The organism is Vibrio sp. 10N.261.45.E2 (assembly GCF_002875705.1).
Classification (GTDB): domain Bacteria; phylum Pseudomonadota; class Gammaproteobacteria; order Enterobacterales; family Vibrionaceae; genus Vibrio.
On sequence record NZ_MCZZ01000080.1, the window covers coordinates 19,817 to 39,929 of the forward strand.

Consider the following 20,113-nt stretch of genomic DNA (forward strand, 5'->3'; position numbering starts at 1 on the left):
CCCTACTTAAACTTATTGCTGGCTTGATAACGGAACTTAAGGAAGTTTTGCGCATTACTTAATATTTGGAATGCATCCTTTAGGTTACGTCGCTCGAAGTCAGATAGGTTCTCTGGCTCGATGTTGTTATCAGGCTCGATATTGTTATCGACATCGTGCGCTTGGTGGCGAATACGAACCAGAGAGATAAACTCCATCGCATCTTTCAAGTCTTGAGCTCTACCTTTTGGCAGAATGCCCGCATCAATAATGTCATCCAAACGTTCGAATGAGTTCTTTGAACGAGAACCGACAGCTAATGAGTGAACACGAATCAAATCGGCCAATGGCGCAGTACCACGACGCTTGAGGTTGATTGAGTTGTTGTGGCGGCCATCTTTCTCCATCACGAAATCTTTGAAGAAGCCCAGTGGCGGAGTACGGTTTAGGGCGTTACGAGCAAGACACGCTAAGAAACGGTTGTTCTTACGCGCGCGTCTCACAATGAAACTGTTTAGTTGCTCAGCCCATTTTAATCGACCATAGACGCCATCTAAGTCAAAGAAGATAGAAGCGTTCAACAGGGCTTTCGGGTTTGGATCATCAATCCAATCAGCAAAGCACTCTTCCCATTGTCGGCGTGTCATGCGCCAAGTTGGGTTCGTCGCCATGATGTCACCTGTACAATACACATAACCACACTGGTCTAAGCCGTCACAGATGAAGGTTGATAGCTCTTCAAAGTACTTGCCGTGTTTTGTCTCGTCGTAGGTGTCATCAAGAATGATGGCGTTATCTTGGTCGGTAACCAGTAGTTGCTCGTCACGCCCCATAGAGCCTAGCGCAAGGAAGCAGTATGGAATGGGTGATTTACCTAACTTCTCTTCACCTAACTCGATAATACGCTGTTTGAAGCTGCGACCAATTACCGACATTGCCGTACCCACCATGTGGGCGTTGGCATCTTCGTTAACCAAACGTACAAAGCTGTCTTTCACTTGCTCGGAGAGTACCTTCAGATCTTCAATACTTTGTTGTTGGAAGATGCTACTTACTAGTAATAGCGAGTTTTGAGACTCGTAGCGAACAATATCGGTCGCTTCGATAATGCCGATAGGTTTTTTATCTTTTAGCACTGGTAGGTGATGCACGTTGTAGCGAAGCATGGTCATCATAGCTTCGTATACATAGGCATTGTGATCGAGTGAGATAACCTCAGCGGTCATTACGCTAGAAACTTCATCCGATGGATCAAGGCCTTCGGCAAGAACGCGAGTACAAAGGTCACGGTCGGTGATGATGCCGATCACCGGAGTTGAGTCATCTTCATCATCTTCAACGATATCAGGGTCGATGATTAGCAAAGACGAAACATTATCTTGCGCCATCATGGTCGCAGCTTGCTGAATCGTGCGCGTCTTTTCGATCATTGGCGCTTCACTGGTCAGCAGCGTTTTTACCTTAGACGTCGTTAAGTCGTTAGCATCGTTACTGTCAGAGTTGGCTTGGCGTAGTCGCGCGTTATCTTCTACTTCTACGAAGTCGGCAAAGGAGTCGTAGTTGTCGTAGAGTTCTTGGAATATTGGCTCAGGAATGCAGTAGAGCAGGGTGTCTTCCGTCGCTTTAACTGGGAAACGCACCTTGTTGTTGGTCAGAAGACCCATTTGACCGAACAAGTGGCCTTCATCAAGGCGGTTATAGAGTTCGCCTTTACGACGATAGACTTCAACTTCGCCACTTCGAACCATGTACAGGTCATGAATTTGATCACCAAAGTGAATGATAGGGGTATCTTGGCGGTAATAAGAAATTTCCACGCTACTGGTCACTTTCGCCAACATCTCCTCAGGGAGCTCTGTGAAAGGGGGGTATTGTGCCAGAAAGTTTTGAATCTCTAATAACTCAGCATCCATAATGATCATCCATTGGTTTGTATGATTTCATGGTACAACATTTGATAATATTTTGCCGTCACAAATCAATCTGTGAGCTAAAACCTTTTTAAAGTCTTATGGATAGACTAACCTTTCAGTAAATGGAGTGACAGTTTAAGGATGATAGGAATGTCGAAGTGGAAGCTTAGTTTTGTATCTGCGGTTGTTATGTTTTCTCCAAGTTTGTGGGCGGACACTAACGCGGTGGATATTCTTGATTATGACCATGTTTATGCCACGGCGCATTCGGGCAGTTTAAATGAAGATGCGGGTGGTAATAACAACGCATCGTCATTCGGACTTGGGGTTAGTTACACCATAACTGATGATTGGTTGTTGTTAGGTGACTATAGTGCGCGCTTTATTCATCCAGATGAGAGCACCACTCGAATTGATACGTTAATGGCGGGCGCAGGCTATCGTTATAGCATTAAGAAAGACTTGGACATTGTGGCTTCTTATCTGCTCGGTGTCACCAAGGGCGAGATAGAGCTTAATGGAACCAATGAGACATTAGAGTCGGACACCGAATTTGTTCAAGGCGTAAAAGCTGAACTAAATTATGGGTTTGCCAAACGTTGGATCGCTAATGGTAGTGTGCAACTCAATCGCAGTGATCTGTTTGATGAAGAGATTTATCACTTAGGCCTGCGTTATTTAGTGACCAACAAGTTTGCGATTGGTGGTTCATACCAGCATCGAGATGGTGAAGGCAGTACGGGTGTGAGTGAAAGAACCAATGAATTAGGTGTTGAGTTTTTCCTAGAATACTAACTTCTCAAGCATCTAAATCTGAAAGTCGAGACGCAAAAAAGCCAGCTTAATCGCTGGCTTTTGCATATCTATTGGTCTGCAAGTGCAAGTGCAGATTTCGCTTTTCGATTAAAGAACCGCAGCGATCCCTTTACATAGAGGACCCATGTTTGACTTAGTCATGCCCGCTACGCTGATGCGGCCAGAGCCAACAATGTAGATAGCGAATTCGTCTTTTAGGCGAGTTACTTGCTCTTTGCTTAGGCCAGAGAAAGAAAACATGCCGTTTTGACGTTCGATGAATGTGAAGTCTGCATTAACACCTTCAGATTTCAGTGTTGTTACGAATAGCTCACGCATCTCTTGGATACGGTCACGCATTTCAGCAACTTCTGCTTCCCATTCAGCACGTAGAGCAGCATCACCAAGGATGTGAGTTACTACAGCACTGCCGTGCGCTGGTGGGTTAGAGTAGATAGAGCGGATGATGCTCTTAACTTGAGAGAACGCTGTTGTTGCTACGTCTGCCGATTCTGCAACTAGAGTGAATGCGCCAACACGTTCGTTGTACAAGCCGAAGTTCTTAGAGAACGAGCTCGCCACAAGGATCTCTTTGTTGTACTTAGCAAAAACGCGTAGGCCAGCTGCATCTTCTTCAACGCCTTTTGCAAAACCTTGGTAAGCAAAGTCGAATAGAGGAAGCAGTTTCTTCTCAGCTACCAGCTTAGCTAGCACTTCCCATTCATCAGCTGTTGGGTCGATGCCTGTTGGGTTGTGGCAGCAGCCGTGAAGAAGAACGATATCGCCTTCAGAAGCTTTCTCTAGGTCAGCAACCATGCCTGCGAAGTCTTTGTCTTTCGTCTCAGCGTTGTAGTAGCTGTATTGAGCCGTTTCGATACCCGCAGCAGCGAAAACGCCGTTGTGGTTAGCCCAAGTTGGGTTACTGATCCAGATTTTCACGTCGTCCAGTTGGCGTTTGATGAATTCACCCGCTACGCGAAGTGCACCTGTACCACCTGGAGCTTGTGCTGTTTTAGCTCGTTGAGATGTTACGATCTCTGCTTCTGCACCGAAAAGCAGTTTCTGAACTGCTAGACCGTATTCAGCTGTACCTTCAATCGTTAGGTAAGATTTGGTTTTTTCGTTTTCAAGAAGTGCAGCTTCTGCTTTCTTTACTGTTTTAAGTACAGGTGTTTGACCATCTTCATTTTTGTAGATGCCAACACCAAGGTTGATTTTCTCTGCACGAGAGTCTTTTTTAAACTCTTCAGTAAGGCCGAGGATAGGATCGGCGGGAGCAGCTAACACTTTTTCAAACATAATCTTCATCCATGTCAATTGAGAGGGGATAGTATCTATGGGTAGTTATACCTGTATGGAATTTTTAAGACAATACGAAGTGAACAGAAAGGACAAAAAAAATCCATTTCAATCAGATTTATTGACTAAAGAGGGTATTTGATAACAAAACACCCTACGGATTAACCTATAGGGTGCAAGAAGTTAGTGACTTTTGAGTAGATCAGGCAGGTTGAGCAACAAAGCTTTCGCGCTCGAGTTCATTGGGTACATTTTTGCCATCTTTGTAGGTTGCGGCAATTGAAACGAACTCTTGTTCGACGGCTAGAAAAGCTTGGACAACTTGCGGATCAAAATGCGTCCCATTGCCCTCTAAAATAATCTGTTTTGCTTGTTCGTGAGTAAAGGCTGGCTTGTAGACGCGCTTTGATATTAGCGCATCATAAACATCGGCTAATGCCATCAAACGGCCAGATAAAGGAATATCTTCACCAGAAAGCTGATTTGGATAACCGCTGCCATTCCATTTCTCGTGGTGAGTCAGAGATATCTCTTTTGCGACTCTTAAGAAAGAGCTACTTCCTAACTGCTTTTCTGCAATAGATAGCGCTTCAGCCCCAATTTCTGGGTGACCTTTCATTATCTCAAACTCTTCGTCCGTCAATTTACCCGGCTTCAATAACACGCTATCGGGAACGCCCACTTTGCCTACGTCGTGCAAAGGCGCGGATTTGTAGAGCAACTCGATGTAGTTTGGTGTTAGCAAGCTTGAGTGAGTTTCTGACTTACTTAACTCTTGCGCGAGTACTTTTACGTACTCTTGAGTTCTTAAAATATGAGCGCCCGTTTCATTGTCTCGAGATTCAGCTAATGCGGATAAGCTTACAATGGCAACGTCACGTGTGGTTTTGACTTCGTTTTGTGCCGTTTCGAGGCTATCAAGCATGGTATTGGTCATAGATGCCATTGAACCAAGCTCGTTATAGCCGAAAATAGGTAAGCGAACGCCTTGTTCGCCATTGGTGACTTTACTCAATGCGTGTTCTTGGCTTAAGAGAATGCGTTTAATCAGTTTACTCCAAAGCGCCATGATGGTTATCGCATATCCACCGAGTACCACAGCCAAATAAATAAACTCTTTGATCACGCTGATCTTGCCTGTGCCATCTAATAAGCGGTCTGGGTTGTGTTCTAGCCAAAAGATGTCTTTCACGGCAATCATCGTCAACATAGTAGTCAGTGTAACCAGAAGCACGATGACCAAACCAATCATTTGCTTAACCAACGAACTACGCTCACCAACCAATTGGAAGTCAAATCGTCCAGTCGTCTCCATTTTATCCATTTGACTGAGCTTGGCGTTCAATTGAAGAATGGTTCCGGTAAAAAAGCCGAATAGGCTCATGCCAAACAGCACCTTCAAATTGCTATCTATGGTGAACTCGTAGCTTAAATTGTAGTAAAGCGCGAAAGGGACACTTGCAGCAAAAAATAGCAGAGTATCGAGTTGTGCGAATCGACCTTGTTTGACTAGGGTGTGCTTTGCGAATAAGTAATGACGCGCGAGCCATAATAAGACAAACACAATACTGACTTGTGTGAAAATCTCTAGCGTCGTTAAACTCTCGAGCATAGGGCACACCCGACTGCCGTAGGTGCCAAAAAGCACGCCAGCGATGACGTATAATTTAGTCGTTAACGATTGATTGTAATTTGAAGTATCCATCGATAAGCCTTTGTTCTCGTTCTTATTAGATTCACGACGTTAAGAATTGCGAATGATTTGCATAGCTGACGTGAATAAGACCGAGAATTCTATCGATAGCTTTCGTGGATTGATACAAGAAACTGGCTTGTGTTAGAGATTTGTTAGCTAGATGGAGGTTATTGCAGCATTTTTATGAAGATACTTGAATAGCCTCGGTCGAGGTTCGAGGCTATTCAGTTTGTTTACAGGGTTAGAATCACGAGTGTTCGAGTTCGCTATCTACCTTAAAGTCATTACTTTTTCAGATTGATTTCAGCTTCGATTGAGCCTGTTTCAATCTCAGGGTGAGATGCTAGCTTGTCTGCAGCCCATTGGTTGATGTGTTTCAGAATAGCAGACACCGCATGTTTTTCTGTTGGTGCTTGGTCTTGTTCGACATCGATTTTTTGTTTTGGATGTGAGCCTGTCGCGTCTTCAGCAATATGGAGCCAGTCTGGGTGCCAGTAGTATGGTTGGCCGCTCGGTGTTGTCCAACTATGAACACCGTTTGACTCTCCTTTATAACTTAATTGGTCTGCTTCTATTTTTTTCATTGTTATCTCGCATGTTTTTGGGTTACATCAAATTATTGAGATAGAAAGCCAACTTAGCTCCTACCTTGGGTACAAACTTAGCAAAGCTTACAAAGTTATCTGTGAACTAATTCACACTATTGTGGAAATTAGGTGCGATCATATGGATAGCAGCAATAGTTGGTGGCGTAAGTGATAAAATCACCGGCTCACAGAATTTCTCTAGGTAGTACAATTAGATGGCGCGTTATGAAGAGCTTGCAAAGGATATTCGAACTCAGATAACCAACAATACTTGGCGATCCGGAGAGAAGATCCCTTCGGTACGCATGAGTTGTCGCAATTACAATGTCAGCAATAGTACTGTCTTACAAGCCTACCAGTTACTAGAAAGCGAAGGCTGGATCATCGCTAAACCTCAGTCGGGCTACTTTGTTGCGCCAAGACTGGACGGTGTTGATTACGAACAACCACCGGTTCGTGAAAAGAAAGCCATTAATGATCGCTTATTTGATTTCTTGAAGTCGAGTTCCGCTGAGGGGGTGATTCCTTTCGGCTCGGCATTTCCTGATCCAGATCTTTTCCCACTACCTACCTTGACTCGAAACCTTGCCAGCGCAGGCCGGAAGATGACTGGTGCTAGTGTGATCAATAATTTGCCACCGGGTAGTGAGTCTTTAAGAAGACAAATCGCGCAGCGGTATCTTCAGCAAGGGATTACGGTTAATCATCAAGACATCGTGATTACCTCCGGTGCAATGGAAGCGCTGAACTTGAGTCTACAAACTGTCACTAAGTCAGGTGACAATGTAGTGATTGAGTCACCTGCGTTCTATGGGGCTTTGCAGGCTGTCGATAGGCTAGGGCTTAACCCTATCGAAGTGGATGTTTGCCCTATTAATGGATTGAACATAGATCAGTTTGAAAACGCATTACAGAATCAAGATGTCAAAGCGTGTTGGCTGATGACGACTTTTCAAAACCCGACGGGAACCAGTTTGTCGGAACAGGCAAAGCGCCGTGTGGTAGAGATTGCAGAACAGCACGAAACCTACATTATTGAAGATGACGTGTATGGTGACCTTTATTACGAAGGGCATAAGCCGAAGCCACTAAAGGCCTTTGATAAGACAGATTCTGTTTTGCTTTGTGGGTCATATTCAAAAAGCTTATGTCCGGGTTATCGAGTTGGCTGGGTTGTGAATACGCGTTTTAACGATGCAATTCAAAAGTTGCAGCTTCTTTCCACGTTATCGAGCAGCGCTCCCGTTCAACTTGGTGTTGCACACTTTTTAACGCATGAAAGTTACGATAATCACCTTCGGAAATTACGCAAAAACCTATTGGTCAGGAAAGAACGATTCATCGATGTCATTAAGCAGTATTTTCCGCATTCAATCGAGATTGAAGAACCGGCTGGTGGCTACTTCATATGGATTCGCTTCTCGGAAAAATTCGACAGCCAACAATTTCATCAACTGGCTATCGAGCAAGGCATTAGCGTCGCATCTGGCGACCTTTTCAGTGAGCAGGGCAGGGTGGATAATGCGATTAGGTTAAACTTCTCTTATGAACTGACGGAAGAGAAAGAGCAAGCGCTCATCTTACTTGGCAAGTTGGCGCATCAACTTACACCCTCGTAAAACTTTAAGTCCCTCATAAAACAGATAATGATTCGAACTGTACGGGTTGTTTGTGGCGTAACTGTACGCCTAATTGACCAGAGAGTTGTGATTCAATAACGGTAGACCAAATCTTGGAGATACCGTTATGTTGAAAATGACTATGGGAAATGAAGTTAAGCTGATTATTGTCGCGATTGTGTGTGCGCTTCTGCTTATTCTCGGCCACGTACTGCTGGCAAAAGCATTCGTTGATATGGCATGGGCAGAATACACCACTGCGGCCATCCCGTTTGTTATGATGGCAATCTGCGGTCTCGCAATAAAATACGCTATCGACCAAGATGTGGATTAGCTTTTGAAATAATGAGTCTCAGATAGTGGCACGCAGAAACAGCCGTCGTCTCGTTTTATTCCGAACATAAAAAAACCTCCGCAAGTGCGGAGGTTTTTGGATTCTTTCTTTTAATTCGAGCTTAATGCGTAATTAGAAGTTCGCAGAGCGAGGAGTACGTGGGAATGGGATCACGTCACGAACGTTGCCCATACCTGTTACGTAAGATACTAGACGCTCGAAACCAAGACCGAAACCAGCGTGTGGCACTGTGCCGTATTTACGTAGGTCGCGGTACCAGCTCATGTGCTCAGGGTCGATACCCATAGCAATCATACGCTCGTCTAGAATGTCTAGACGCTCTTCACGTTGTGCACCACCGATGATTTCACCGATGCCTGGTGCAAGTACGTCCATTGCTGCAACTGTTTTGCCGTCGTCGTTTAAGCGCATGTAGAAAGCTTTGATGTCTTTCGGGTAGTTCTTAACGATAACAGGTGCTTTGAAGTGCTCTTCAGCTAGGTAACGCTCATGCTCAGAAGACATGTCGATGCCCCACTCAACGTCAAACTCAAATTTCTTACCAGAGTCTAGTAGGATTTGGATTGCGTCAGTGTAGTCAACTTGTGCGAAGTCAGCGTCAACGAATTGCTCTAGACGAGTAATTGCTTGCTTATCGATGCGAGAAGCGAAGAACTCAAGGTCATCGCGGCGCTCTTCAAGAACAGCTGCGAAAACGTACTTAAGCATATCTTCAGCCAGTTTCGCTACATCGTTAAGATCTGCAAAAGCAACTTCAGGCTCAACCATCCAGAACTCAGCTAGGTGGCGGCTTGTGTTTGAGTTTTCAGCACGGAACGTAGGACCGAACGTGTAAACCTTGCTTAGTGCACAAGCGTAAGCTTCAGCATTTAGTTGGCCAGATACTGTTAGGAACGTCTCTTTACCGAAGAAATCTTCGTTGAAGTCTACGTCGCCTTTTTCAGTGCGTGGTAGGTTTTCCATGTCTAGCGTAGAAACACGGAACATTTCACCTGCGCCTTCTGCATCAGATGCAGTGATAAGCGGAGCTGAAGTCCAGAAGAAACCTTGCTCGTGGTAGAAACGGTGAATCGCTTGAGATAGACAGTTACGTACACGTGCTACTGCGCCGATCACGTTTGTACGTGGACGTAGGTGAGCAACTTCACGAAGGTATTCGATAGAGTGACGTGTCTTCGCCATTGGGTAAGTGTCAGCGTCTTCAACCCAACCAACAACTTTAACATCAGTTGCTGCTAGTTCGAAGTCTTGACCTTTCGCAGGAGACTCAACAATCTTACCCGTTACTTCAACAGAGCAGCCAGTCGTTAGCTTTAATACTTCGTTTTCGTAATTATTAAGATTATTAGGAACCACGGCCTGAATCGGGTCGAAACAAGAGCCGTCATAAATGGCAAGGAAAGAGATTCCAGCTTTGGAATCACGACGTGAACGGATCCAGCCGCGAACAGTTACTTCACTGTCTACCGCTAGCTTGCCGCCAAGTACGTCTGTTACAGGCGCGTAAGTCATGTTGATTTCATTCTCCATTGAGGGACAAATTCAACTCAAAGTCTCTGGCTTTACTGCAAATAAATATATATTTGCACAATAATTAACCGAAACATTAAGTTGTATAAACTTTTTAAATCGATTGAACATATTACCTGTCATACCGACAGCTTCAACCTTTATTCTTGCTTGGTGAAAGAAATATTGTGTCTACTGACCATAAATACGTTTGAGGGTGTGTTTTTTGTTCGATCTTAGCGTGCACCTTACCTTTCAGCCCAATGTCAGCCGTTAAATGAGCAAGGCGTAATCGAAACCTTTGTTTTCAATAATGGGAGTGTGATTGTGTTGAGACTCGCTCTATATTGGCGCGGATTCAGTCATATTGGACTTTATTGCCTTCTTAATTTCCCGCTAAAACAACAAGAGGAGTTTAATATCTACGTGTTAATTACGCCGCCTTAACCCCTGCATTCTCTCTACACCCGCACTTTTCGAGCGCTCGCTCATTCAAGAAAAACAGTCGATCAAATTATGTCTCAACAAGGCAGGACTGGCTGTACAAGTAAAAGAGAATTACATGCTTAATTATTTAAAAAAACACTGGTTATCAAACGTTAAAGGAGATTCATTATCTGGGATTGTGGTTGCACTCGCATTGATCCCTGAAGCCATCGCATTTTCAATTATTGCAGGCGTTGACCCTAAAGTAGGGCTCTATGCTTCGTTCTGTATTTGTGTCGTAACCGCTTTGGTTGGCAGTCGTCCGGGGATGATTTCCGGTGCAACAGGTGCTATGGCGCTATTAATGGTCACCTTAGTGAGAGAGCACGGACTAGAGTATCTACTCGCAGCTTCATTCTTAGCTGGTGTCATTCAAATTGCAGCTGGATATCTCAAGCTCGGCAACCTGATGAACTTCGTTTCCAAATCGGTGATTACGGGTTTTGTTAACGCGCTCGCCATCTTAATATTCATGGCCCAGCTCCCTGAATTGATCAACGTTCCTTCAAGCGTTTATGTGTTAGTTGCTTTGGGTTTGGCAATCATTTATCTGCTTCCTTATTTTCCCAAGTTTGGTCGTGCGATACCTTCTCCATTGGTCGCGATTGTTACCCTGACAATCATTAGTTTGTTGTTCGGGTTAGATGTCAGAACGATTGGCGATATGGGCAAGCTTCCCGATTCACTGCCTGTGTTTTTGATTCCCAATATTCCATTCACGTTCGATACGCTTGCAACCATCCTTCCATATTCGATTGCTCTGTCTCTGGTTGGCTTATTGGAATCCTTGATGACAGCGACCATAGTCGATGATCTGACAGATACTGAAAGTAATAGAAACAATGAGTGTAAAGGGCAGGGCGTTGCGAACATCGTGGCTTCACTATTTGGTGGTATGGCGGGCTGTGCGATGATTGGCCAGTCGATCATTAACATCAAATCAGGCGGTTTAAGCCGATTATCCAGCATGATTGCCGGAGTTGTTTTGTTATTAATGGTAGTGTTTGTTTCGGATTGGTTGAAGCTGATACCGATGGCGGCTTTAGTGTCTGTGATGATCATGGTTTCAATCGGTACATTCTCATGGCGTTCTATTGTCGAGCTTAAAGACCACACACTTCCAACTAATGTAACTATGTTAGCGACCGTGGCGGTGGTGGTGTTTACTCATAACTTAGCGATTGGTGTTGCGGTTGGCGTGGTGTTATCGGCTCTGTTTTATGCACATGCCAGTAAATCTATGGTCTTTATATCCGATGAAGTCGTGACTAACGAACTGCACACTATCCACCGAGTAAAAGGGCATGTCTTTTTTGCATCTTCAGATGCGTTTGTTGATCTATTTGATTATGACAACGCGACCTCTTTAGTGACCATCGATATATCGGATGCTTCGTTCCTAGATAACACTTCGGTTGAGGCGCTTGATAAGGTCGTGTTTAAGTTCCGTAAAAAGGGCGCTTATGTGGAGGTTTCTGGAATGGATACTGTGAGTGCGAATCTCATAGTCAAACACGCGATGTATCACAAGCATAAAGACTTAACCGCGGTTTCCATTACGCACTAGTCATCCTCTAAGGTTACGTGAACACCTTAATTAGACATAGCTAGGAAGATAAAGCGCTCATGGTTGAGCGCTTTTTATTGTAGACGATCTATGACTTCTTCTTTGTACTCGACAAAGTAAACTGATTAATCAGTGACTCAAGGTGATCGGACAGTTCTTCTAAGTCATTACAGATCCCACGAGTTTCACCAGCAGATTGCGACGTATTATCGGCATGAGAGGTAATGGTCTCAACTTTTTGCTGCACATCTTGGGTAGCGTGTGTGGTGGATTGCGTTTGCTGCTGAATATTCTGTGCGTGAGCTAGCACTTGTTTCATTTCTTCGACGACACCATTCATTTCAGTCGAAAGTGCATCGATATCTGTTGAGCTTTGATGTGCTTGTTCGCAAACGCGATCGGCAGAAGTCAGTGACTCTTCACTACCTTGTTGGAATTGATGAATGATTGACTCAATACTGCCTGTTGCTTCAGCGGTTCGCGATGCAAGATGGCGAACTTCATCAGCCACTACCGCAAACCCACGCCCTTGTTCTCCCGCTCGCGCCGCTTCAATCGCTGCATTCAAGGCCAGAAGGTTGGTTTGGTCAGCAATGCCACGAATCACACTCAATATTGAAGAGACCTCTCCGGTTTGCTCATTGAGTGTCAGGATTTTGTGTTTCACTTCTTCTATGCTGCTGACGAGGTTCTTTATCTCACTGCTTGCGTCGTGTGCTTGGTTGGCACTCTTACACGCCACATCGGCGGTGTGATTGATAAGCTCTGAAGCCGTTAAAGTCGCTTGTTCTACGTTGACTTGCTGTGCCTGTATTCCTTCGACATTGTGTTGCACTTCAGCGGTTTCGCTTTGCTGGTCGCTTGCAGCTTGCTCGGTAATTTGCGCGACGCTAGTCAGTTGGTTAGCCGAGGCATTCAACTTGTGCGAGGTGCTTTGTACCTTTTCTAAGCTGTCAGATACAGTGCCCATGAACGAGTTGATGGAGTTAGCTAGAGTGCCAATCTCATCTTTGCTTTGTTCGGGTAGGCGAGTGGATAGGTTTTTATCGTTGCTGACTTGGGTCATAAAGCGAGAAGTTTGTTGCAGCGGGCGTACGATAATCTTACGAATTAACCCCATCGTAAGCACGAATCCGGCAAACGAGATCACCGCCATAATGCCAATAGCAGCCATGGTTTGAGTGTTGATCAGCGAGTTAACATGGTTGAGGTTATATTCGAGGCGAATAGCACCCAAGACTTCACCCTCTGCTGCCATATGACAGGCGACACAATTGGTTCCTCGGTAATCTTCACTCGACTTCATTGGCAGAGCAATAACTAAGCCTTTGCCCCAATCAGCAGAAAAAGGTTCGATAACGGTTTCGCCCGCTAGCGCTCGTTTATCAATATCGTCAACCGGTGTTTGGTTGTCGTTACCTGGGCCGTATAACTTGCTGACAGCGTCGGCGCGTAAAACACGAACGTCTTCGATGCCTTCTTGAGCCAGTGCTTTCTGACGAAGGGTCTCTTTCTGTGCCATGGTGCCAGTCAGCATCATCATGTTGAGGCTATCGAAGTAGTTACTTGCTTTGTCGTGAAGCTGCTCGCTTAACACTGAGTTTACAAGTTGCTTTTGCTGCGAGTATTGGAAATAGGTCGATATTGCCAGCAAAAAAGTGAACACGATGGCGAGGGCCACTAGGATTTTGAAGGTGATTGTTGAGCGCATAAGGTGGTTGTTTTTATTAATTATAATGACGCAAATACTGTACTAGTAAGAATTCCTACCACCTATGAGGTATAACTAATTGTGTGACCACACTCCGGTTGTGGTTATGTTTCTGTGATGTAGCGAGTTTGTGTTGTGTCTGATGTTGAAATGGAACGCGCTTCAAGCTAGTTGCTGTTCTTAAACACGTGTTGTTATTGGAACATACAGCTGTTTTGGGAATATAGGACTGTTATTGAAGTGCAGCATCGGGTTGTGAGTTTGCTGATAATTAGAAAAGCCTAGGTTGTTAATTAGCTCGGTGTATTTTTCCGCTTGTCTTTTATCAATAAAGACTATTGTTTTAGACGACTTAGTGGTCAATTTATATCCAAATGGCTGTTTTGTTCAATTTAATAGCAAAAATTGTGGTTATAGCGTTGTGTTTCGAGGCTCATTCGATAAGATGAAAAGACCTCTATGATAGAGGTAGGGCAGCAACGGATACGCTGCTTCAAATACTATGGAATGTGACTTATTGGACACATACATGAAATTCAAGATTACATCACCGATTATTGAACCTACGGAAGGTTCACCACATCAGTTAATGCTTACACACGCTTCTCGTTTTACCTCTTTTAAGACAAGCTCCCCTTTGAACGCCCTGTTCGACCACGTCTCTGCACGCTTCTTTACTGCTTATCGCTCCTATTGTTATTCGTTTTATAACTTTATTTCTATCTGAACACCTTTGTCATCCGCTCGATGTACGAAGACTCACACCTATAAAAACTAAACAAATAAGTTAAAAACAATGAATATTAAAATGATGGGTAGCTCCCTAATTATCGCTGGTACCGCTCTCGGTGCTGGTATGCTTGCGATCCCAATGGTATTAGCTCAATTCGGATTGCTTTACGGCACACTGCTGATGGTACTGATCTGCTTCGGTACGACTTACGCAGCATTACTACTTCTAGAAGCGACCATCAAAGCGGGTGGCGGTCTAGGATTAAACTCTATTGCCCGAAAAACCTTGGGTAAACAAGGCCAGTTACTTACCAACGGCTTACTATACGCGTTATTGATTTGCCTATTAATGGCTTACATTCTAGGTGCAGGTGACTTACTGAGTAAGTTACTGTCTAACTTTGGCGTTGAATTGACCGCGACCACGAGTCAAATCGTATTTACCTTGCTTGCTGGTGCTGTAGTCGCAAGTGGTACTGGTGTGATTGATAAACTCAATCGTGCATTGTTCTTCGTGATGCTTGCTAGTTTGTTTGCAACCATGGCGTTCTTGGCGCCGAGCATGACTCAAGAAAACTTGATGCAGGTAACCAGTCATGATCATGTTGATCTCATCAAAACCAGTGCCATCCTGTTTACAAGCTTTGGCTTTATGGTTGTGATTCCAACCTTGGTTTCTTACAACCACGAAGCAACAGACAAGCAGCTGCGTAACATGGTGATTGTTGGTTCTCTGATCCCGTTAGTGTGCTACTTGTGCTGGTTGTTTGCCGTAGTAGGTAACTTGAGTGAAGAGCAATTCAGAAGCTTTAAGAATGTCTCTGATTTGATGTCGGCGTTTGAGGCTCAATCTCCTTGGGTAGGTAATGTTCTGTCTACCTTCACTGGTTTGGCGTTGTTGACCTCTTTCTTTGGCGTAGCAATGGCCTTGTTTAACCAGAACAAAGACATGTTCAACCAAAACACAGCAGTGACCTACTGCATTAGCTTCATCTTGCCGTTGGCGGGTTCATTGCTTGCTGCTGACAAGTTCCTACAAGTATTAAACTACGCAGGCATCATCTTGGTGTTCCTAGCTGTGTTCGTTCCTCTTGTTATGGTTCACAAACAGCGTTTCATGAAGGTAGCAGAAGATAGATACAGCGCAGAAGGTGGCAAACCAATGTTACTTTTCTCATTGTTGTTTGGCTGCTTCTTGCTTATCTCACAAGTGATCTAGTTTTTGGGTCAACTGTCTAAGGTGTGAAGCGAGCATCTTAGATTTAAGTTACCGAAATTTAGATACAAAAAAAGGAACGCATCGGCGTTCCTTTTTAGTATCTGCTCATTACAATCAGATTGAATGAGAGGTTGGCTTGTTAGCTAATACGAACTAGCAAACAACCTTAACAGCCAAACCACCTTGAGAAGTCTCACGGTATTTAGCGTTCATGTCTTTACCGGTTTCTAGCATAGTTTCGATAACTTTATCTAGAGAGACAGTAGGAGCAGAAGAACGACGAAGTGCCATGCGAGTTGAGTTGATTGCTTTTACTGCCGCAATACCGTTACGCTCGATACATGGTACTTGTACTTGGCCTGCTACTGGGTCACATGTTAGACCTAGGTTGTGTTCCATGCCGATTTCAGCAGCCATGCATACTTGCTCTGGGCTACCACCCATTAGCTCAGCAAGACCAGCTGCAGCCATAGAACATGCCACACCCACTTCACCCTGACAGCCAACTTCAGCACCAGAGATAGAAGCGTTACGCTTGTAAAGACCACCGATCGCACCAGAAGCTGCGAAGTAACGGATGTAGTCTTTCTCTGTCACTGTTTGGATGAACTTATCGTAGTAAGCCAATACCGCAGGGATGATGCCACATGCGCCGTTTGTTGGAGCCGTTACAACACGACCGCCAGCTGCGTTTTCTTCGTTTACTGCGAAAGCAAACATGTTCACCCAGTCAACAACAGACATTGGATCGTTAGTTGTTTTTTCTGAAGTCATTAGTTGCTGACGAAGTGCTGCTGCACGACGCGGTACACGCAATGGACCTGGCAGGATACCTTCAGTATTCATACCACGATCCATACACTCGCGCATCGTTTTCCAGATGTTAGCGAAGTAAGTACGTGATTCTTCGTCTGAGTGGAGAGCCGCTTGGTTTTTCATAACCAGTGTACTGATAGAAAGGCCGCTTTCTTTACATTGGTTCACTAGCTCTTCAGCTGTTGTAAATTCGTAAGGGGCTTTGATTGGGTTTTGTTCTTCTTTGCCGAAGTTCTCTTCGTCAACGATGAAACCGCCACCAATTGAGTAGTAAGTTTTTGAGTATGCAACTTCGTCGTCAATCCATGCGTGGATGCTCATGCCGTTCTCGTGAAGAGAAAGGTTGCTAGTATGGAAGTTCATACCGCCATCGCGTGGGAAAGAAACTGTGTGACAGTGCATGCCAACAGGTAGGCGTTCAGTTTCCTCTACGCGAGCAATAAAGCCAGCAATAGAATCGATATCAACACGCTCAGGGGTATTGCCAGCAAGACCCATGATGATTGCGATATCTGTGTGGTGACCTTTCCCTGTCAGTGATAGTGATCCATATACGTCCACGGTGATTTTAGTGATGTCGCGCAATTTTCCCATTGAACGTAGGTCATCAATAAACTCTTTACCCGCTTTCATTGGTCCAACTGTGTGTGAGCTCGATGGACCAACACCGATTTTATAGATATCAAATACACTAATCATAGCGATTACCTCAAAAAGAGAGCCTCCCAAGGGGAGTAGGGAGGCTCATTTATTATCATTATATTTTGTGTCTAATCTCTCGATATAAGATGGGGCGCATCTTATAAAAAGGCTTGAGATTAAAGAGCGCCGTAGATTACAGAACTAATAGCCGCTAGACCACATAAAGCTGTAAAGATTTGTACAGGCGCTGAAGTTTTGTACTTAGCCATTGCTGGTACTTTGTTCATTGCGAATACAGGCATTAGGAACAGGATAGCTGCAATCATTGGAGCACCCATTGTTTCAATCATACCTAGGATGCTTGGGTTAACTACCGCAACAATCCAAGTTGTAATAACGATGAACGCTAGAGACGCTTTTTCAATCTTGCTTACTGAAGAACCAGAGCGAGATTTGATTAGACCAACAAGACCTTCGTGAGCACCTAGGAAGTGACCGAAGTAGCTAGAAGTAATCGCTGCGAACGCTACAAGAGGACCCATGTAAGAGATAAGTGGAGACTCGTGAACGTTAGCTAGGTAAGAAAGAACTGAGATGTTCTGTGCTTGCGCTGTTGCTAGTTGCTCTGGAGATAGAGAAAGCACTACAGAGAATACGAAGAACATTACAAAGCCCATCAGCATCATTGCTGCGCCGCCAGTGATTTGGTCAGTTTTCTTAACTGCGTCTTCACCGTATACACGACGTTGCTCTTTAGAGAACTGTGAAATGATTGGGCTGTGGTTGAAAGAGAACACGATGATTGGAATAGCAAGCCAGATAATAGAAGGCATTGTTGACCATTCTGGGCTTACATCCATCATTGAAGTGTTCCAGTCAGGAACTAGGTAGAAAGACAGTGCTAGTAGGATGAATACTAGTGGGTAAACCATCGCTGAAGTTGCTTTAAGCATCAGCTCTTTACCGAATACAACACCTGCTGTCATAGCAAGGATAAGTGCACCAGAAAGAAGAGGACGTGGAATAGATTCCATACCCATTTGGTTTACTAGGAAAGAGTCAACCGTGTTTGTGATACCAACACCGTAGATAAGAACAATTGGGTAGATAGCGAAGAAGTAAGCAAAAGTAATAATGTTTGCGCCAGTCTTACCGAAGTGCTCTTCAACTGTGTCTGTAATATCAGCTTCAGGGTTTTTAGCAGACAGTACGAAACGAGCTAGAGATTTGTGTGCGAACCAAGTCATTGGTGCCGCGATTAAAGCTAGGATAACTAATGGCCAAAAACCACCCGCACCAGCTTTGATTGGAAGGAATAGTACGCCAGCACCAACTGCTGTACCGAATAGTGATAAACACCAGGTAAAATCTTTGTAGTTAAACTTGCTTGAATCTTTAACGGCATTTGCCGAAGAAGTTGTTGTGTTCATGTTAAATTACTCATTTTTTGGGAACAGGAAATAAGTCGGGGCTAATTCTGCAGAATTTTCTTCTACAAAAAATAGATCTAAATCATGTAATGAAACGGCGTGTCACATGATATGCGAAAAACGGATTTTTGATCACGAAAATAGCGTGCCACAGGTGATTTATGTTTATGCTTGTTATTAGTTTTTCTTATGCGAAAGGCGGGGTTGTATAGATTTATACCAGGGAAACGTTTGCGTAAAATTGCATTAATAAATCTGTTCCATAGAAAGTCTGGATTTTGTTAACAGAGATTAAACAAAACGTAGTTTCTATGTAATTTGTTGCACTACATGTTGCTGCAGTGATTGGATGATTTGTGCCGTAACGCCCCAAATTAGGTGCTCTTGGAAGGGCATTGCAAAAACACGATGCTTGATTTGTTTGAAGTTAATAGTGTGGCTGTGTAACTTGGCTTGGTCTAAAACATAGGTGGCAGGCACCTCAAAAATAGAGGCAACTTCGTTCTCATCAATGATGGCTTTATAGTCAGAATCGACCATGGCAACAATCGGTGTCACAGAAAATTTACTAATAGTACTCAAAGCGGGTAATTGCCCAACAATTTTAACTTGATCCGATCGAATTCCTACCTCTTCATGGAGCTCTCTGAGTGCAGTAAATTGCATAGAAGGGTCAGAAAGTTCGTGTTTACCTCCAGGAAAGCTGACTTGGCCGGGGTGATGCTTTAAATGAGCAGCTCTTTTAGTAAAAATGACATGTAAACCATCTTCTCTTTCAACTAAACCTACCACCACTGCTGCTTTACGTAATTGCTCGCCACTTATATGCGAAACACGCTCTACTGACTCTGGGTGATAGCCAACAGTGGGATTAAGTTGGAATCGTTGAAGGAAGTTTTCTTTATTCATATCAAGTCAATATATTGATTATTATGATTTTAAGTATAGACATAACAGTGTGTTAATTACCAATAATGAGTTTTCCTTCATTTACTTACCCTTAGTTCAGTCATTAACTAAGCATAATAAAGGGGAGGGGGCTGTCACCCATCGCCTCAAAACGAGGGGGTTTGCTATATTCAACATTTGTACATTTCCGAGTAAGCGTTACCCATGTCATAAAATTAGGTGATGAAACGTAGTTTTTTTGTTTAAGAATTTGATAACAATAACTTAGTAGACCATTCTAAAAAGAAATAGAAGAAAAGGTATGAGATGAAAGGAATCATATTCACCGAATTTTTAGAGCTTGTTGAAGACAAGTTTGGGCTAGAGCTTTTGGAAGAAGTTTTAGAGATGTCAGAAGATGAAGGGATCTATACATCGGTCGGAAGTTACGACCACAAAGATCTCGTGAAACTCATCATTAACCTGAGCAAAAAAACGGACATCGATGCAGAGAGTTTACAACGCGTATTCGGGCAATCTGTATTTAAGGATCTGTTAGCATCTTTACCCAATAAAGCCAGCCTTACACACTGCAATACCACTTTTCAATTTATTCAGCACGTAGAGCGCTACATTCACGTTGAAGTGAAAAAGCTTTACCCAGACGCTGAGCCACCAGAATTCAGCTTTATCACCACTACCGAAGCTGAGCTTGTATTCGACTACAAGAGCGCAAGGTGTATGTCGCACGTTTGTCTTGGATTGATTGAGGGGTGTGCCGCTTATCACGGTGAATCGATACATGCCGAGATGACGCCGCAGAATGAAGATCAAAGTGTCGTACGTTTTAACTTAAAAGTAGAATAGCCT

Annotated in this window: 15 protein-coding genes; 6 read left to right on the top strand and 9 right to left on the bottom strand. The window is 44.0% G+C overall.

Annotated features, from left to right (window positions below):
* Nucleotides 1–2 precede the first annotated feature (2 nt).
* Complete coding sequence (locus BCT34_RS04210; RefSeq protein ID WP_076652914.1) at nt 3–1,892, bottom strand: putative nucleotidyltransferase substrate binding domain-containing protein; 1,890 nt, start codon at nt 1,890–1,892, stop codon at nt 3–5.
* A gap of 150 nt (nt 1,893–2,042) precedes the next feature.
* Between BCT34_RS04210 and BCT34_RS04215 the strand changes: the two genes are divergently transcribed.
* Nucleotides 2,043–2,687, top strand: a complete 645-nt coding sequence (locus tag BCT34_RS04215; RefSeq protein ID WP_076652917.1) for an outer membrane beta-barrel protein — start codon at nt 2,043–2,045, stop codon at nt 2,685–2,687.
* Between the two features lie 108 nt (nt 2,688–2,795).
* On the opposite strand, the gene BCT34_RS04220 is transcribed toward BCT34_RS04215, so the two are convergent.
* The 3 genes from BCT34_RS04220 to BCT34_RS04230 all read right to left on the bottom strand — a co-directional run bounded on the left by BCT34_RS04220 (nt 2,796) and on the right by BCT34_RS04230 (nt 6,266).
* The gene (locus tag BCT34_RS04220) at nt 2,796–3,986 is read right to left on the bottom strand and encodes an amino acid aminotransferase (RefSeq protein WP_076652919.1); all 1,191 of its coding nucleotides are present in this window, start codon (nt 3,984–3,986) and stop codon (nt 2,796–2,798) included.
* Between the two features lie 202 nt (nt 3,987–4,188).
* A complete protein-coding gene (locus BCT34_RS04225; protein WP_076652921.1) occupies nt 4,189–5,691 on the bottom strand; it encodes an HD domain-containing phosphohydrolase in 1,503 nt (500 codons plus the stop codon).
* Nucleotides 5,692–5,966: 275 nt separating this feature from the next.
* A complete protein-coding gene (locus BCT34_RS04230) occupies nt 5,967–6,266 on the bottom strand; it encodes a hypothetical protein (RefSeq protein WP_017060414.1) in 300 nt (99 codons plus the stop codon).
* Between the two features lie 218 nt (nt 6,267–6,484).
* Here BCT34_RS04230 and BCT34_RS04235 point away from each other — a divergent pair, with 218 nt between their 5' ends.
* Nucleotides 6,485–7,888 carry a PLP-dependent aminotransferase family protein gene (locus BCT34_RS04235; protein WP_076652923.1) on the top strand — a complete coding sequence of 468 codons (1,404 nt, stop codon included), beginning with the start codon at nt 6,485–6,487 and terminating at the stop codon, nt 7,886–7,888.
* 127 nt (nt 7,889–8,015) lie between these two features.
* Nucleotides 8,016–8,222, top strand: a complete 207-nt coding sequence (locus tag BCT34_RS04240) for a hypothetical protein (protein ID WP_076652925.1) — start codon at nt 8,016–8,018, stop codon at nt 8,220–8,222.
* 132 nt (nt 8,223–8,354) lie between these two features.
* Here the strand turns inward: BCT34_RS04240 and asnS are convergent, their stop codons facing one another.
* Nucleotides 8,355–9,755 carry an asparagine--tRNA ligase gene (gene asnS / locus BCT34_RS04245; protein WP_017060416.1) on the bottom strand — a complete coding sequence of 467 codons (1,401 nt, stop codon included), beginning with the start codon at nt 9,753–9,755 and terminating at the stop codon, nt 8,355–8,357.
* Nucleotides 9,756–10,314: 559 nt separating this feature from the next.
* On the opposite strand from asnS, the gene BCT34_RS04250 reads away from it, so the two are divergent.
* Nucleotides 10,315–11,805: a SulP family inorganic anion transporter gene (locus BCT34_RS04250; protein WP_076652928.1), complete on the top strand. Its 1,491-nt coding sequence runs from the start codon at nt 10,315–10,317 to the stop codon at nt 11,803–11,805.
* An 88-nt stretch (nt 11,806–11,893) separates the two neighbouring features.
* On the opposite strand, the gene BCT34_RS04255 is transcribed toward BCT34_RS04250, so the two are convergent.
* The gene (locus BCT34_RS04255) at nt 11,894–13,516 is read right to left on the bottom strand and encodes a methyl-accepting chemotaxis protein (RefSeq protein ID WP_076652930.1); all 1,623 of its coding nucleotides are present in this window, start codon (nt 13,514–13,516) and stop codon (nt 11,894–11,896) included.
* 808 nt (nt 13,517–14,324) lie between these two features.
* Here BCT34_RS04255 and BCT34_RS04265 point away from each other — a divergent pair.
* Nucleotides 14,325–15,467: an aromatic amino acid transport family protein gene (locus BCT34_RS04265; protein ID WP_102300684.1), complete on the top strand. Its 1,143-nt coding sequence runs from the start codon at nt 14,325–14,327 to the stop codon at nt 15,465–15,467.
* Between the two features lie 153 nt (nt 15,468–15,620).
* On the opposite strand, the gene BCT34_RS04270 is transcribed toward BCT34_RS04265, so the two are convergent.
* From BCT34_RS04270 to BCT34_RS04280, 3 genes are all read right to left on the bottom strand, one after another.
* Nucleotides 15,621–16,982, bottom strand: coding sequence for an L-serine ammonia-lyase (locus tag BCT34_RS04270; RefSeq protein WP_076652935.1), 1,362 nt, complete (start codon nt 16,980–16,982; stop codon nt 15,621–15,623).
* A 119-nt stretch (nt 16,983–17,101) separates the two neighbouring features.
* Nucleotides 17,102–18,355: an aromatic amino acid transport family protein gene (locus BCT34_RS04275; protein WP_076652937.1), complete on the bottom strand. Its 1,254-nt coding sequence runs from the start codon at nt 18,353–18,355 to the stop codon at nt 17,102–17,104.
* Nucleotides 18,356–18,664: 309 nt separating this feature from the next.
* The gene (locus tag BCT34_RS04280) at nt 18,665–19,264 is read right to left on the bottom strand and encodes a CoA pyrophosphatase (RefSeq protein WP_076652939.1); all 600 of its coding nucleotides are present in this window, start codon (nt 19,262–19,264) and stop codon (nt 18,665–18,667) included.
* 306 nt (nt 19,265–19,570) lie between these two features.
* Here BCT34_RS04280 and BCT34_RS04285 point away from each other — a divergent pair, with 306 nt between their 5' ends.
* The gene (locus BCT34_RS04285) at nt 19,571–20,110 is read left to right on the top strand and encodes a heme NO-binding domain-containing protein (RefSeq protein WP_076652942.1); all 540 of its coding nucleotides are present in this window, start codon (nt 19,571–19,573) and stop codon (nt 20,108–20,110) included.
* Nucleotides 20,111–20,113 lie beyond the last annotated feature (3 nt).